Origin of the sequence: Faecalibacterium sp. OM04-11BH (assembly GCF_003482185.1) — a bacterium.
Lineage (GTDB): Bacteria > Bacillota > Clostridia > Oscillospirales > Ruminococcaceae > Faecalibacterium > Faecalibacterium tardum.
The window spans coordinates 22,295-35,554 of record NZ_QULS01000017.1 but is presented as its reverse complement, the minus strand read 5'-3'; the positions used below and the strand labels follow the sequence as shown (position 1 = coordinate 35,554).

Below are 13,260 nucleotides of genomic sequence, written 5' to 3'. Positions count from 1 at the left end.
CGCAAGTTGCTATAAAACGGCAAGGTCTCTCGCAATCAAGAAACCTTGCCGTTTTGTGCTATATGTTGGCTGAATCAGGCAGCCTTTTGCAAACTTACAGCGCCACGCTGACCGGCAGGACATACACGCCGTCGGCGGCGTAGAAGGTGATCTGAGTAATCGTCTTGCCGATGATGGATGCAAAGTAAGGATCATCGGCATTGAAGCCCAGCTTGGTACCATGCCAGATGTTGGTCACATGATGCAGGCCGTACTCACTGCCATCGGCGGTGGTCAGAACTACGCCGTAGACCTTGTTGGCCTTGTAGTCCAGATCAAAACCGGAGAGCTTCATCTCGTAGGTGGTGTGGTGACCGTTGGTATTCAGCTCCACAGTGGTGCCCTCTACGGTGGTCTCGGTGGCGTGGACCTTGCCAAACTCCCACTTGCCGCTCAGCAGGTTATACCATGCGGTGATGTAGTAGGCAGGGGGCTCACTGAGCTTGTAGTAAGCGTAGCTCTCGTTCTCAAACAAGGCATCTGCGCCGGTGTAGGTGGTGGTGGATTCCTTGCCCTTCAGGGTAACGGTAATGTCGTAGCTGTCGGCATCGGTGACCTGCTTTGCGTTCTTCAGCGCCCACGGGGTCAGCACCTTGACCGGGAAGGAAACGCCGGTGATGTCAGTGCCATCTGCGTTGACGTGGTAGGAACCGGCGGCAAGCTTGCCCGCACGGGTCTTGTTCTTGGTGGCGCTGGTCACAGCGTCGATCTCAGATGCGTTGTCCACACCGGCAGCCTTGTAGAAGTCGGCGTAGGGGATGTTCATCTGGACATAGCTGGAGGTCAGGCAGTTTTCCTGTTCCACCTCTTCCGCAGCGAAGGCCGGGACTGCCACAGCGCATACCAGCATAGCGGCCGCAAGTGCACCTGCAAATACTTTTTTCAATCTCATGGTAACACACCTCTATCTCAGTTTTGAAAAAACAGTTAGCTTTACCTAACAATTGATGCAAAAAAATGCAGGGGCAAAGCCCCTCAGATGGTTAGGCAAAACAAATTCGCGAAGTAAAAATAGCACTCCCACCGGGCGTTGTCAAGTAGAAACCGGCAAGTTTGCAGAGGTAAATTTTTCGGTGCAGGAAACGATCTGCATCCTCTATACCGCAAAGCCCTTGACCTTTTTGCCGGAGCGCAGTATACTTTTTATATAGTTAGTCATGAATAACCATAAGGAGGTACTACATGATACAAGACGCATTCTGGGGGATATTGATCCCCTTTCTGGGCACAAGCCTTGGGGCAGGCTGTGTGTTCTTTTTGAAAAACGCTTTGCGTGACGGCATCCAGCGCGCCCTCACGGGCTTTGCCGCCGGAGTGATGGTGGCGGCATCGGTATGGAGCTTGCTGATCCCGGCCATGGAGCAGGCCGCAGATCTGGGCAGGCTGGCATTTTTCCCGGCGGCGGTGGGTTTCTGGCTGGGTATCCTGTTTTTGCTGCTGCTGGACCATCTCATCCCGCATCTGCACCAGAACAGTTTGCAGGCCGAAGGGCCAAAAAGCCAGCTCCAGCGCACCACCATGATGGTTCTGGCGGTGACGCTGCACAACATCCCGGAGGGTATGGCAGTGGGCGTGGTCTATGCCGGATACCTTGCCGGAACTGCTCAGATCACCGCCGCCGGGGCGCTGGCACTTTCCCTTGGCATTGCCATCCAGAACTTCCCGGAGGGTGCCATCATCTCCATGCCACTGCGGGCGGAAGGAATGAAAAAAGGCCGGGCATTCTGGGGCGGTGTGCTGTCCGGCATCGTAGAGCCCATCGGGGCAGTGTTGACGATTCTGGCGGCAGGCATCGTGGTGCCCGCGTTGCCCTATCTGCTCAGCTTTGCCGCCGGAGCCATGCTGTATGTGGTGGTGGAGGAACTGATCCCGGAAATGTCGCAGGGACAGCACTCCAACGTTGGCACGGTGTTTTTTGCGGTGGGCTTCAGCGTGATGATGGTGCTGGATGTGGCACTGGGGTGACGGTTGGAGCCCTCGAAGGCGAAATCTTTTTCGGAATCTCCGAAAATGCCTAAACTTCTTGACAGAGGCAACAGCAGGGCGTATTATTTTGGCAGAAGGACCGCTGAGAAGCGGCTTTTTATAAGACTGAAAGTTAGCTTTGCCTAACTTGCAGCACGAGGAATTGCTGGCCTGTCACCCGGAGCAGTGGGCGCATCTGGTAAAAAGCATTGCATTGTGAACGGTAAACAGAAAGAGGGTGGCGTTATGTCCTTTTTTGAAAACACTCGAAAGCCCGTAGGCCTTGGCGGGAAGATCATGGTTGCTATGATGAACTTTGGACACAGCGCAATGGCAGAATGGGGGCTGCGTTTTTTACAGCCTGCCCCGGATGCCATGGTGCTGGACTGCGGCTGCGGCGGTGGAGCGAACATTAAAACACTGTTGAAACTGTGCCCCAACGGCAAGGTGCAGGGCATCGACTATTCGGCAGTCAGTGTAGAAAAAGCGCGAAAGGTCAATGCAAGAGCCATTGCGGCAGGACGGTGTACCGTGCAGCAGGCAAGTGTGGCAGAACTGCCGTTTAAAGCGGAGCAGTTTGATGTGGTGACCGCCTTTGAAACGGTCTACTTCTGGCCGGAACTTGCGCAGAATTTCAGAGAGGTTTATCGAGTGCTGAAGCCCGGCGGGGTCTTTTTCATCTGCAATGAAGCAAACGGCGAAACGACAAAAGACGACAGATGGACGCAGATCATCAATGGCATGGCCATCTATACGGCTACTGCACTGAAAGAGTATCTGGAAAAAGCAGGATTTTGTCAGATCCAAAGCTACAAAAATAAAAAGGGCTGGCTGTGCGTTACGGCGCAAAAGCGGTGAAATAGTGTAAGGAGGACGGAGCGTGGAACGAAAAGAAGCAATCCGCGGTGCCTATCGGCTGACAGGCGGCAACGATTTTTATGATGGTATGCCGGGAACTACCGATATTTCACCTACGCTTCGTGGGATGCTTACAACAGCGCCCGGTTGATGGAAACGGCTTATTCTCCGAATTTTGCGGCAGATGTGGAAAAAGCACAGGCTGCCTGTTATCAAGAAGCACCCAAGATTCAGGGCGGGCTTCCGCTGGATGTGATGAAAAAGCTGGCAGCGCTGCTGCAGAGCAGCCAGCCGGAACCCGCGATGGCGGTTTGAAAACAAGAGGATACCCAAAACAAATATAGGCTGCGGCCTGTTGCTCTCTGCAAGGGAGCATGACCAAAAAGATCCTCCGTATCAAACTACTGCTAACAATGTTAATACGTCCTAACATCGTCAGAAAATATTGAAAACCCCCAAAAGCGTGCTAAAATATAAAGATAAAGAACCCGCCCCGCTCAAGGGGATGGGTGCTCAGATAGGAAATACAGAAACGAGGGGTAAATATGTTTGATACAAAAAAGCTTGCACTGTTTTTGGGCGGTGTGGTGTTCGGCTCTGCCGGCTTCAAGGTGCTGTCCAGCAAGGATGCCAAAAAGGTCTACACCCAGACCACCGCTGCGGTGCTGCGGATGAAGGACTGCACTATGCAGACCGTGAATAGGGTGCAGGAGGAGGCCGGTGACATCCTTGCCGATGCAAAGGCCATTAATGAGAGCCGCGCCGCCGAGGCTGCACAGGAGGTCATCGAGGATACGGCTGAAGAAGAGCAGCCCGCAGAGCAGACCGCACAGTGATATAGCGCAGCAGAGCCGCCGCTTTGGGCGGCTCTTTTTTACGCAGAGGGGTAAGAAAAGCAATGAAATGTACGATCTTACATGAAGGCAAGGGACGGATGCGGGTGCACGTCTGCGCTGTGCGCATGACTCTGCACCGGGCAGACGTGCTGGAAGCCTACCTGAACGGGCAGGACAACATCCAGAAAGCCACCGTCTACGAGCGCACCGGAGATGTGGTGCTGACCTACCGGGGCAGCCGGAAGGACGCCGCCGCCCTGCTGGCGGCCTACCGCTTTGACAACGAAGAATTAGAGGTGCTGGTCACCTCCCACGACAGCCGGAAGATCAATCAGGAATATCAGGAAAAGATGGTCAGCCTTGTGGCGGGCCGGGCGTTCCGCAAGGTGTTCCTGCCTGCGCCCATCGCGGCGGCCTATACGGTGTGGCGCTCCATCGCCTTTATCTGGAAGGGGATCCGCTGCCTGCTGCACCGCAAGCTGGAAGTAGAGGTGCTGGATGCGCTCAGCATCACCGCCTCCCTTCTGCGGGGGGATTACAGCACCGCAGGGTCGGTGATGTTCCTGCTGACGGTGAGCAGCTTGCTGGAAGAGTGGACAAGGAAAAAGAGCTTGGATGACCTTGCCCGCAGCATGGCACTGAACGTGGATAAGGTCTGGGTGCGCACCCCGCAGGGCGAGGTGCTGGTGCCGTTGACCCACGTTCACGCCGGGGACGAAGTAGTGGTGCGCTCCGGCAACATGATCCCGTTGGACGGTATGGTGCTGGAGGGCGAGGCCATGGTGAACCAAGCCGCCCTGACCGGTGAGTCCATGCCGGTGCGCAAGACCACCGGTGCCACCGTCTACGCAGGCACGGTGGTGGAAGAGGGCGAGTGCGTCCTTGTGGCCAAGGCAGAGGGCGGCGCCAACCGCTACGATAAGATCGTGGCGATGATCGAGGAATCGGAAAAGCTCAAGTCCGGTACCGAGAACCGGGCTTTGCAGCTGGCCGACCGTCTGGTGCCGTGGTGTCTTGCCGGTACGGTGGCTACCTACGCCTTTACCCGCAACGTCACCCGCGCCATCTCCATTTTGATGGTGGACTTTTCCTGTGCGCTGAAGCTTTCCATGCCGCTGGCGGTGCTTTCTGCCATGCGGGAGTGCGGGGAATACCACATCACCGTAAAGGGCGGCAAGTATCTGGAAGCACTGGCAAAGGCGGACACCATCGTGTTCGATAAGACCGGCACCCTCACCCGCGCCACCCCGCAGGTGGTGCAGGTGGTGCCTTTCTCCGGCTGTGAGGAGCAGGAGGTATTGCAGCTTGCCGCCTGTCTGGAAGAGCATTTCCCTCATTCCATGGCAAACGCCGTTGTCCGTGCTGCCAGAGAGCGGGGCATCTCCCACGAAGAGATGCACTCCGAGGTGGAGTATATCGTGGCGCACGGCATTGCCAGCCGGGTGGGCGGCACGCGGGTGGTCATCGGCAGTGCCCACTTCATTTTTGAGGACGAGGGCTGCACCATCCCGGCAGGGGAACAGGCAAAATTCGATGCGCTGGACCCGCAGTATTCCCACCTGTATCTGGCTGCATCCGGGGTGCTGGCGGGGGTCATCTGCATCGCAGACCCCCTGCGCCCGGAGGCGGCACAGGTGCTGCATAAGCTCCGGAAGCTGGGCATTGCCCAGACCGTCATGATGACTGGCGACAGTGACCGCACCGCCCGCGCCATTGCAGCGCAGGTGGGGGTGGATCGCTGCTTTGCGGAGGTGCTGCCGGAGGATAAAGCCGCCTTTGTCCGTGACGCCAAGGCCGAAGGACATACGGTGGTGATGATCGGCGACGGCATCAACGATTCGCCCGCTTTGTCGGCGGCAGATATCGGCATCGCCATCCATTCCGGTGCCGCCATCGCCCGGGAGATCGCAGATGTGACCATCCGTGCCGACAGTCTGGAAGAGCTGGTGACCTTAAAAGCCATTGCCAACGCCCTGCAAAAGCGGGTGGGCAGCAATTACCGCTTTGTCCTCAGCTTCAACTCCGCGCTCATCCTTCTGGGCGCACTGGGCATTCTGCCCCCAGCTACCAGCGCGATGCTGCATAACCTTTCTACCCTTGGCATTAGTCTGCGCAGCATGACAGACCTGTTGGAGCAGAAGCCTTTACCGTGAAAATGGAACGCCGGAGCGTCCGCAGACGCTCCGGCGTTCCGAAATTATAAATAGTTTTTCCGATGAAAATGCCCAGAGCATAGCGGAGGGCATTCAAAATCGTCTTAGCCAAAAGGGAGGCTGCTGCACAAATACTGTGCAGCAGCCTCCCTTTTTTGTTTCAGATAAACCGGCAGAAGCCCAGCCAGCAGCCCAGCAGGAAAAAGAGCAGCGCCTTACCCAGCACCGGCAGCCACGGGCGCTTGCACAGAGCCAAATCCCACCGGTGGATGTTCTGCTTGGGGCAGGTGCCCACGCAGGCTTCACACGAAATGCACTCCCCGCTGCGCAGGCTGCTTTCCTCCAGCTTTAGGCACACCGGGCACTGCTGCTTGCAGGCGTTGCAGCCCGGGATGCAGCCATCGCTCTGCCGGTGCAGCCGTGCAAAGGGCAGCACCGGCAGCAGGGCGAACACCGCACCCATGGGGCAGAGGAACTGACAAAAGAACCGGGGCTGCACTGCCATGCCCAGCAAAATAAGCACAAGCAGCGCGATGCCTACGCCGAAGCCCTCCGGCGGCAGACGCAGAGCCGTCAGGCGGGAAAACACCTCCCACGGGCTTGCGCCGGTCAGCAGCTTTTCTTGCCGGGTCACATACAGAGCCACCAGCCCTGCCAGCAGCAGATATTTGACCTTCTGCCCCCAAAGCACCGCCCGCTCCGGCAGCCGGAGCTGCTTTTTGCGGCGGAGCAGCTTTTTCTGGATAAGGCCAGAAAGCGCCCAGACGGCATCGCCCAAGCTGCCAAAGGCGCAAGTGTACCCGCAGAAAAACCGGTCGAACAAAAGGGTGAAGCCGCACAGCCCCAGCAGGGAAAGCGTGAAGCTATCTGCCGAGAGCACCTCGCCCGCGCCGATGTGCAGAAAGATCTGCTTTACCCCGGAAAAACCAGCTACGAATGCGCCCGGCATGGTCACAAAGAAGAAAAGCTGCACCCCGGCGCGCAGCCATGTGCGGTGCTTTTTGTCCCGCTGACGCTGCTGCGCCGCCGTTAAAGGCTTTGTCTGTGTTTTTTCCATTATGTTGCCGCCTTTCCCAGTGCGTCCTCTACTGCACCGATAAGTCCTTCTGCCGTGAGGGTAGCGCCGGAAACAGTGTCCACCTCGGCAGACTGCACATCCAGCATCTCGTCCAGCAAAGGCAGTGCCTGTTTATAGTAGGGCTTATCTTCACCGGAAGCGTCCAGCACCGCAATATCGGTCATTTTTCCGTTCTGGATGGTCACCGACACCCGGATGACATCGCCAAAGCCAAAGGCGCTGCCCTCGTAGGTGCCGTCCTGGTAGCCGCTTTGGGTCTGCTCTGCCTGCGCTGCGCTCTGCGCCTGCAAAACGGAAGTGTTGTAGGCTTCTACCTCGGCAATCTCCTGCTTGCGCTGGCTCACCGCCGCAGCCCGGACTAACGCCACCTGCTGGTATTGCCACAGAATCCCCAGAATCAGCAGCAGGTTCACCGCCCGGAGGAGAAAATTCTTGTATTTCATTCCGCTGCTCCTTCCGTTTCAGGTTCGGTTTCTTCCGGCGGCAGCACCGCCTCGGATGCCAGCAGCACCTCCGCAGAAGATGCCGGTTCCGGTTCAGAATCGTCCGGTGTTTCTGCCGGGAAAAGCTGCTGCCATACTTCCTTGAGCCATGCAGGAACGGTGCGCTTTTCCTTCGGCTGCACCACCTCCACGGTGGGCGCAGTGACCGGCGTTTCCTCGGGTTCTGCTGCTTCGGATGGCGCGGCTTCTTCCACCACTTCTTCCGATGCTGTCTGCTCCGGGGTGGTTTCCTCTGCCGGGGCAACCGCTGCCTTTGCCAGCGCCAGCTTGACCGCGTTCAGGATGCCGGTGGAGGAGTAGGTGGCACCGGAAACGGCATCCACGTTGGGACTTTGTCCCTCCAGAATGGCGGGGATGACCCGCTTTGCCCGGGAGAGATATTCTTCTTCATCCTCAGCACTCAAAACCGTGATATCGGTGATCTTATCCTCTGCCACCGTGACCTGTACCGTAATTTTGCCCTCAAAGCCTATGGCTTCGGCAGTGTAGATGCCGTCACGGTAGGTGGATGGTGCAGTAAATTCCTCCACCACCAGCGGTGCGGAAGGCTTTGGCTGCGGCGGCAGGGGATTATTCACCACCTCGCCGGTCAGGGCGTTCTGTACCGCGCCCAGAATGCCCCGACTGGTGTAGGTCGCCTCGGAAACGGCGTCCACCTCCCAGCTCTGGGCATCCATTACGGTGGTCAAAAGCCGCTTTGCGCGCCGCAGAAACTGCTTGGTCTCGTGGGAAGCATCCAGAATCTCGACCTCCGCGATGCTGCCGTTTTCCATGGTCACCTGCACCCGGACGGCACCGCCGTAGCCCCGGGAAGAGCCAACGTAAACGCCGTCGGCATAGGGCAGCTTGGGCAGGGCTTCTTCCTCCGCTTCAACGGAAGCGGCTTCCACCGGCTGCTCCACCACGGCTGTCAGCCTTTCCGGTACGGCAGCCAGCACCGGCGCGGTGCGCGGCAGCGCAAAAAGCACAGCTGCCGCTGCTGCCACCGCCGGGAGCAGCTGCACCAGTGGCAGCAGTGTGTTGCATCGTTTTTTGTTCATTCCAACTCCTCCTGACACGGAAAAGCAAGGCCGCCTGCATAAAGCGACCTTGCCTTTTTGATGTTCTGTTTTTTGCCGGATCAGGCAGCTTTCAGGTTCTGCACGGCATCGGTCAGGTGGGTCACCTGCTCCAGTGCAGCGGCCTTATACAGGGTCTCGCGGCTCAAAAGCTCCACGCTCTCGGCCAGCTCGGTCTCCAGATTGGCATAGCTGTCGGCGGTGTAAGCGGCCTTTGCCTTGCTCTGTGCTTCGGCGACCACAGCCTGCAGGGCGGCGCGGTCGGCATCGCTTGCCAGCTCATGCTTGGCAAGGTTCTCGGCAGTGGTCTGGAACTTGACCACCGTGTCGGCGTAGCCCAGTGCGCGGATGGTGATGGTCCAGTAGCCGGTGCCGTCAGTGCCCTCCGGCAGCTGGCAGCGGGCGGAATCGCTCAGACCCAGCTGGATGCCCATGGACTTGTGCATCCAGTTGTCGGCTGCAAACTTGGTGCCGTAGGAGGCCTTGGCGTGGGTGTAGGTGCTGTCGTTGCCGTAGTAGGTCCACACCACAGACTGCATCCGGGAGCCCAGCTCGCCGTAGTTGCCGTTCAGGTCCACACGGATGAACTCGCCAAAGCTGCCCACGTCGCTGCCGCTGCGCAGGTTCACGGTAAGACCATCGGCAGCCTTCTGGGCGGCTTCTGCCACGCCGGAACCGGTGCCGGTGTGTGCAGCAGAGAAGGTGTAGCCATCGCCGCTCTTGGTTGCATATTTCAGGCCGTTGGTGTTCTTGTCCACCGCAGCCGTCAGGGTGTAGGCGGTCAGGTTCTTTTCAGAGTAGCCGCCCACCAGCTGACCGCCGTTTTCCACCACGGTGTACTTGGAGCAGAAATCTGCAAGGTCACTGGTAGCCACGCGCACCGGCACATACTTGGTGCCCAGTACCTCGTAGTGATCCATCTGCACGGTAGAACCGTCGGCCTTAGTGATGGTGCCGCGGTTCCAGCCTACGGTGGTGCCATCGGCCAGATAGATGGTCTTGCCATCGTCCGACCAGTGGGAAACGGTGTAGGTGCTGCCGTCCTTGGCGTAGATCACAGCAGTGCTCTGGAAGCTGCCACGGTGCAGACCGTGGTTGACGGTGGCGCGGGAAACTGCATCAAATGCGCCCAGATCCTGCTCCTCGTGGCTGTCCAGCTGCGCAGAAGTGGCGGTGCTGCCGGCGGCATAGACCTTCTCGTTTGCCCAATACTCGTCCCAGGTCAGGGCAGCATAAAGATAGGTGTACTTCTTGCCCAGCAGAAAATCGAAAAAGCTGTTTTCCTCCTCGGCGGGGGCTGCTGCAAAGGCGGTAGCGGTCAGCAGGCTGAACGCCATAGCCGCTGAGAGCAGCAGGGAAAGAAATTTCTTTGTTCTCATGAAAATGCTCCTTTTATCGCAGTGGCAGAAAATCGTTGCCATATAGTTAGCTACTCCTAACATTGCGCGCAAAGAAAAACCTGCGGGGCAAAGCCCCTCAGATGGTTAGGGTAAGCTAATTGACGGAAATTAAGATAACACGCATACAAAGGAATGTCAAGAAAAAGCAGGGATGTTTATGGAAGCTAATTTTTCGGCAGAAGAAGCCGCCCGCACCCGCTCTGCTGCAAAGCCCTTGACCTTTTTGCCGGAGCGTAGGATGCTTTTTATAGGGTTAGTTGTAAATAGCCGCAAGGAGGTACTATATGATGCAAGACGCATTCTGGGGGAATCTTGAGCCCCGGAACATAACTGGGGATGCCAGCCGGTGGAGAGCGTTGAATCAATCATGGATGCCGCTAGGCTGCGGGCACGATTTTATTTCCATTGTATTTGAAACCTCTTGACAATGGAAACTTTTTTGATTATAGTAAAACTAACAAATGTTAGTTAGCGAAAGGCAAAGGAAAATGGAAGATACCAAGCAGCGCATTCTGGAAAAGTCGCTGGAACTGTTTTCGACCAAAGGGTATGATGCGGTCAGCGTGGGCGAAATTGCAAAGGCGGTCGGCATCAAGGCACCGTCACTTTATAACCATTTCCCCAGCAAACAGGCCATTTTTGGTGCGATTTTGGAGACAACTTCGGCGGCATCATGGAGCCGGTGGCCGTCTGGGTACGCAAAGGCGGCGAGTGGGCCATCATCCACCGCTGCAAACGCTGCGGAAAGCTCAGCTCCAACCGGGTGGCGGCAGACGACAACCCCATGAAGCTCATGAGCATTGCCATGAAGCCCCTGTGCTCTCCGCCGTTCCCGCTGGACTATATTGAAGAAATGACTGCCCTGATGGGCGGCGATGGACGGATGCGGTAAGCCGCAGGAGGAACTGCAAGATGGACTATATCAGAGTTACCAAAGAAAACATCGACAAGGAACACATCTGTTGTGCCATGTCCGGCAAACAGAGCCTTGCCAAGAAGGAATGGCTTAAGCAGCGATTTGCGGAGGGGCTTGTTTTCTACCGCAGCGCAGAGCGCGGCAAGTGCTTTATCGAGTACATCCCGGCAGAAAACGCATGGGTGCCCATTGATGCGGCAGGCTGGCTTTATATCAACTGTCTGTGGGTCTCCGGCTCCCTGAAAGGGCACGGCTATTCCAGCGAGCTGCTGGAAGAATGCCTTCGGGATGCCAAGGCACAGGGCAAAAACGGCGTTTGCATTCTGTGTGCAGAGGGGCGCAAACGAGAGTTTCTCGCTGACCCCAAGTTTTTGACCCATAAGGGCTTCAAGGTTTCGGACATCTCCGATTGCGGGATCAGCCTCATGTGCCTGCCCCTTGCAGAGAGTGCCCAGCCGCCAAAATTCAAAGACTGTGCCAAGCATCCCAAGGTGGAGGAAAACGGCTTTGTCCTTTACTATACCGACCAGTGCCCCTACACCTATTATTGGGTGCCAAAGGTGCAGGAGGCTGCAAAGGAACATGGGATCCCATTCAAAGCCGTTCACATCACCGAGAAAGAGACGGCTCAGAATGTACCTGCACCCGTTACAACATACGCATTGTTCCGGGATGGGAAGTTTGTGACCCAGAGCATCCAGTCGGACGAGAAATTTTTGAAATTGGCGGCAGAATAGCAGAATAATTGAATCAAGCCAGACGCCAGACGCAGTGCAGCCCATAGAATTGGGGTGCGCTGCGTTTTTATTCGTTGGGGCTATTTTGCAATAGCCCCTTCATTTTTGCTTGTTTCCGGTGAAAGCTGCGGTGCGGGAACGTTCCATTCAGCGGGCCTTCTTGGGGTCGCTTTCATCCGGGGCGCTGCCGCTGCCGGAGTTCAGGATCGCCACGAACTGCTGCAGCTGCTTGAGGGAGCTTACACCCAGTTTTTCGTAGATGTTTTTATTGTGGAAGCGCAGGGTGCTGTCCTTGATGTCCAGCTGCTCCACGATCTCCCGGGTGCGCAGCCCGGCGGCGTAGCCGTCAAAGATGCGGCGTTCGGTCTTGGTCAGGGTGGGAATGCCCGCCACAAAGGTCTGGAAGGCATCGGGCACCGACTCGTTGCGGCACACGTCCGCCAGCCGGGACAGCTCAGTCTGCATCTGCTGGCGTTCCAGCTGCAGCTCGTCCATCCGCCGCCGGGATTCCCGCCGGTCCTCCTCGAACTGCCGGAACGCCGGCGAGAGGATGCGCCGGTGGAAGTTCATGCAGCAGAACACCACGAAAAAGGCGATGAACAGGCCGATGAGCAGCATCTGCAGATTGCCGGAAAAGACCAGTCTCCGGTAGTCTGCCATGGGGATGCACACCGCCAGCCGGTAGGACTGGCTCTCGCTCAGGCGGCACAGCTGGGAGATGCCCGCATAGGCGCTGTCGGGGCCGGTCAACTGGGTCAGCCCGCCGCCCATGCTGCGCAGCACCAGCGTGTTCCGGGGGGCATGGTAGTAGCCGCCGGTGGTGCCGCTGCTGAGGGCGGCATCGGCGGCAAGGCCGTCCCCCGCCGGGGCCAGCAGGCAGCTCAGCCGGTCAAAGCCGGTGGGCTGGGCAAAGTTCTGCTTGAAGTAGCTCTCGCTGATCTCAAAGCCGCACAGCCCGTACATCGTGCCGTCCCGCCCCCGCAGGGGCAGCAAAAACAACTGCACCTCCTCCGAGGTGCCGGGCAGCTCGAACCGCTCGGTCAGCGTGTAAGACTGGTACAGCGGGGCGCTGCCGGGGGTCATCCAGCGGTCGTAGTTCGGGAACTGGTCGGTCTGGAACTCCATGCGCCACTTGCGGTGGGGCATCACGCTGTGGGTCTTGCCCACCTCCGCACTGCCCCGGTATAGCAGCAGGGGCACGGTGGGGGTGTCGGCACCGCTTTTCTGCACATACAGCCCGGCGCGGGAATGCTCTGCTCCCTCCATGCGGGTGTTGACGGTGGCATCCAGCAGCACAAAAGCGCCGGAACAGCCGGTCTGGCGCAGACAGCGGCACAGCGGCTCGAGCATTTTCTCCTCCAGTGCGTTCAGCACCTCGGGGGAGTCGTTCAGCTGGGCAAAGGACATCTGCCGCAGAGCAAGCTCCTTGTCCACCTCTGCGCTCATGTCCTCGGACAGGTTCACGCCCATGACCGCCAGCTGCTCAAAATAGCGCTCCATATCGTTCTGGAACACCGAAAACTGGATCTGCAGACTGCGGCTGATGTCCTTTTTGGTGTTGTGCAGGCTGGCAAACAGGAACAGCGCCGCACCAAAGGTCAACACCAGCAGCACCACCAGCAGCAGGCAGGCCCACAGCAGCCGGCTGCTCATGGGGCTTTGGTGGATCTTTTCACGGTGCCGGTCAACAAAGTGCATCAAAGTCCCTCCTTTCCGG

The 13,260-nt window shown here is 57.8% G+C and carries 13 protein-coding genes and 2 pseudogenes; 9 read left to right on the top strand and 6 right to left on the bottom strand.

Features of this window, described 5'->3' with window-relative positions; genetic code table 11:
- Positions 1-94: 94 nt before the first annotated feature.
- On the bottom strand, positions 95-931 hold the full coding sequence (locus tag DXB44_RS12560) for a hypothetical protein (protein WP_118658943.1): 837 nt from the start codon (positions 929-931) through the stop codon (positions 95-97).
- A gap of 290 nt (positions 932-1,221) precedes the next feature.
- Here DXB44_RS12560 and DXB44_RS12555 point away from each other — a divergent pair, with 290 nt between their 5' ends.
- The 6 genes from DXB44_RS12555 (at position 1,222) to DXB44_RS12535 (ending at position 5,851) form a co-directional block, all read left to right on the top strand.
- Positions 1,222-2,004 (top strand): ZIP family metal transporter, encoded by a 783-nt coding sequence (locus DXB44_RS12555; protein WP_117950280.1) that lies wholly within the window; start codon positions 1,222-1,224, stop codon positions 2,002-2,004.
- Between the two features lie 246 nt (positions 2,005-2,250).
- Entirely contained in the window at positions 2,251-2,862 is a 612-nt protein-coding gene (locus DXB44_RS12550; protein WP_118658942.1) for a class I SAM-dependent methyltransferase, read from the top strand.
- A 22-nt stretch (positions 2,863-2,884) separates the two neighbouring features.
- Positions 2,885-3,013 (top strand): hypothetical protein, encoded by a 129-nt coding sequence (locus DXB44_RS15010; RefSeq protein ID WP_279220779.1) that lies wholly within the window; start codon positions 2,885-2,887, stop codon positions 3,011-3,013.
- Positions 3,013-3,177: a hypothetical protein gene (locus DXB44_RS14565; RefSeq protein ID WP_158581896.1), complete on the top strand. Its 165-nt coding sequence runs from the start codon at positions 3,013-3,015 to the stop codon at positions 3,175-3,177. The genes DXB44_RS15010 and DXB44_RS14565 overlap by 1 nt, the downstream gene beginning before the upstream one ends.
- Before the next feature lie 230 nt (positions 3,178-3,407).
- Positions 3,408-3,698, top strand: coding sequence for a DUF6110 family protein (locus tag DXB44_RS12540; protein WP_118658941.1), 291 nt, complete (start codon positions 3,408-3,410; stop codon positions 3,696-3,698).
- A 62-nt stretch (positions 3,699-3,760) separates the two neighbouring features.
- Entirely contained in the window at positions 3,761-5,851 is a 2,091-nt protein-coding gene (locus DXB44_RS12535; RefSeq protein WP_243111156.1) for a heavy metal translocating P-type ATPase, read from the top strand.
- Positions 5,852-6,011: 160 nt separating this feature from the next.
- Here DXB44_RS12535 and DXB44_RS12530 read toward each other — a convergent pair whose 3' ends face one another.
- From DXB44_RS12530 to DXB44_RS12515, 4 genes are all read right to left on the bottom strand, one after another.
- A complete protein-coding gene (locus tag DXB44_RS12530; protein WP_243111154.1) occupies positions 6,012-6,908 on the bottom strand; it encodes a 4Fe-4S binding protein in 897 nt (298 codons plus the stop codon).
- On the bottom strand, positions 6,908-7,372 hold the full coding sequence (locus DXB44_RS12525; protein ID WP_118658938.1) for an FMN-binding protein: 465 nt from the start codon (positions 7,370-7,372) through the stop codon (positions 6,908-6,910). The genes DXB44_RS12530 and DXB44_RS12525 overlap by 1 nt, the downstream gene beginning before the upstream one ends.
- The gene (locus DXB44_RS12520; protein WP_118658937.1) at positions 7,369-8,472 is read right to left on the bottom strand and encodes an FMN-binding protein; all 1,104 of its coding nucleotides are present in this window, start codon (positions 8,470-8,472) and stop codon (positions 7,369-7,371) included. The genes DXB44_RS12525 and DXB44_RS12520 overlap by 4 nt, the downstream gene beginning before the upstream one ends.
- 80 nt (positions 8,473-8,552) lie before the next feature.
- Positions 8,553-9,869, bottom strand: coding sequence for a penicillin-binding Tp47 domain C-containing protein (locus tag DXB44_RS12515; RefSeq protein WP_118658936.1), 1,317 nt, complete (start codon positions 9,867-9,869; stop codon positions 8,553-8,555).
- Between the two features lie 482 nt (positions 9,870-10,351).
- Here DXB44_RS12515 and DXB44_RS12510 point away from each other — a divergent pair.
- From DXB44_RS12510 to DXB44_RS12500, 3 genes and pseudogenes are all read left to right on the top strand, one after another.
- Positions 10,352-10,528: pseudogene (locus tag DXB44_RS12510) on the top strand (TetR/AcrR family transcriptional regulator); the annotation flags it as partial.
- A 26-nt stretch (positions 10,529-10,554) separates the two neighbouring features.
- A pseudogene (locus tag DXB44_RS12505) lies at positions 10,555-10,782 on the top strand (RNHCP domain-containing protein); the annotation flags it as partial.
- Positions 10,783-10,802: 20 nt separating this feature from the next.
- Positions 10,803-11,543 (top strand): N-acetyltransferase, encoded by a 741-nt coding sequence (locus tag DXB44_RS12500; protein WP_118658935.1) that lies wholly within the window; start codon positions 10,803-10,805, stop codon positions 11,541-11,543.
- Between the two features lie 147 nt (positions 11,544-11,690).
- On the opposite strand, the gene DXB44_RS12495 is transcribed toward DXB44_RS12500, so the two are convergent.
- Complete coding sequence (locus DXB44_RS12495; RefSeq protein ID WP_118658934.1) at positions 11,691-13,241, bottom strand: helix-turn-helix transcriptional regulator; 1,551 nt, start codon at positions 13,239-13,241, stop codon at positions 11,691-11,693.
- Positions 13,242-13,260 lie beyond the last annotated feature (19 nt).

Excerpts from the sequence above, each read along its gene's own strand:
- DXB44_RS12495 (WP_118658934.1), bottom strand. The coding sequence starts at position 13,241 with ATGCACTTTGTTGACCGGCACCGTGAAAAGATCCACCAAAGCCCCATG.
- DXB44_RS12555 (WP_117950280.1), top strand. The coding sequence starts at position 1,222 with ATGATACAAGACGCATTCTGGGGGATATTGATCCCCTTTCTGGGCACA.
- DXB44_RS12540 (WP_118658941.1), top strand. The coding sequence starts at position 3,408 with ATGTTTGATACAAAAAAGCTTGCACTGTTTTTGGGCGGTGTGGTGTTC.
- DXB44_RS14565 (WP_158581896.1), top strand. The coding sequence starts at position 3,013 with ATGGAAACGGCTTATTCTCCGAATTTTGCGGCAGATGTGGAAAAAGCA.
- DXB44_RS12560 (WP_118658943.1), bottom strand. The coding sequence starts at position 931 with ATGAGATTGAAAAAAGTATTTGCAGGTGCACTTGCGGCCGCTATGCTG.
- DXB44_RS12550 (WP_118658942.1), top strand. The coding sequence starts at position 2,251 with ATGTCCTTTTTTGAAAACACTCGAAAGCCCGTAGGCCTTGGCGGGAAG.
- DXB44_RS12515 (WP_118658936.1), bottom strand. The coding sequence starts at position 9,869 with ATGAGAACAAAGAAATTTCTTTCCCTGCTGCTCTCAGCGGCTATGGCG.
- DXB44_RS12525 (WP_118658938.1), bottom strand. The coding sequence starts at position 7,372 with ATGAAATACAAGAATTTTCTCCTCCGGGCGGTGAACCTGCTGCTGATT.
- DXB44_RS12500 (WP_118658935.1), top strand. The coding sequence starts at position 10,803 with ATGGACTATATCAGAGTTACCAAAGAAAACATCGACAAGGAACACATC.
- DXB44_RS12535 (WP_243111156.1), top strand. The coding sequence starts at position 3,761 with ATGAAATGTACGATCTTACATGAAGGCAAGGGACGGATGCGGGTGCAC.
- DXB44_RS12530 (WP_243111154.1), bottom strand. The coding sequence starts at position 6,908 with ATGGAAAAAACACAGACAAAGCCTTTAACGGCGGCGCAGCAGCGTCAG.
- DXB44_RS12520 (WP_118658937.1), bottom strand. The coding sequence starts at position 8,472 with ATGAACAAAAAACGATGCAACACACTGCTGCCACTGGTGCAGCTGCTC.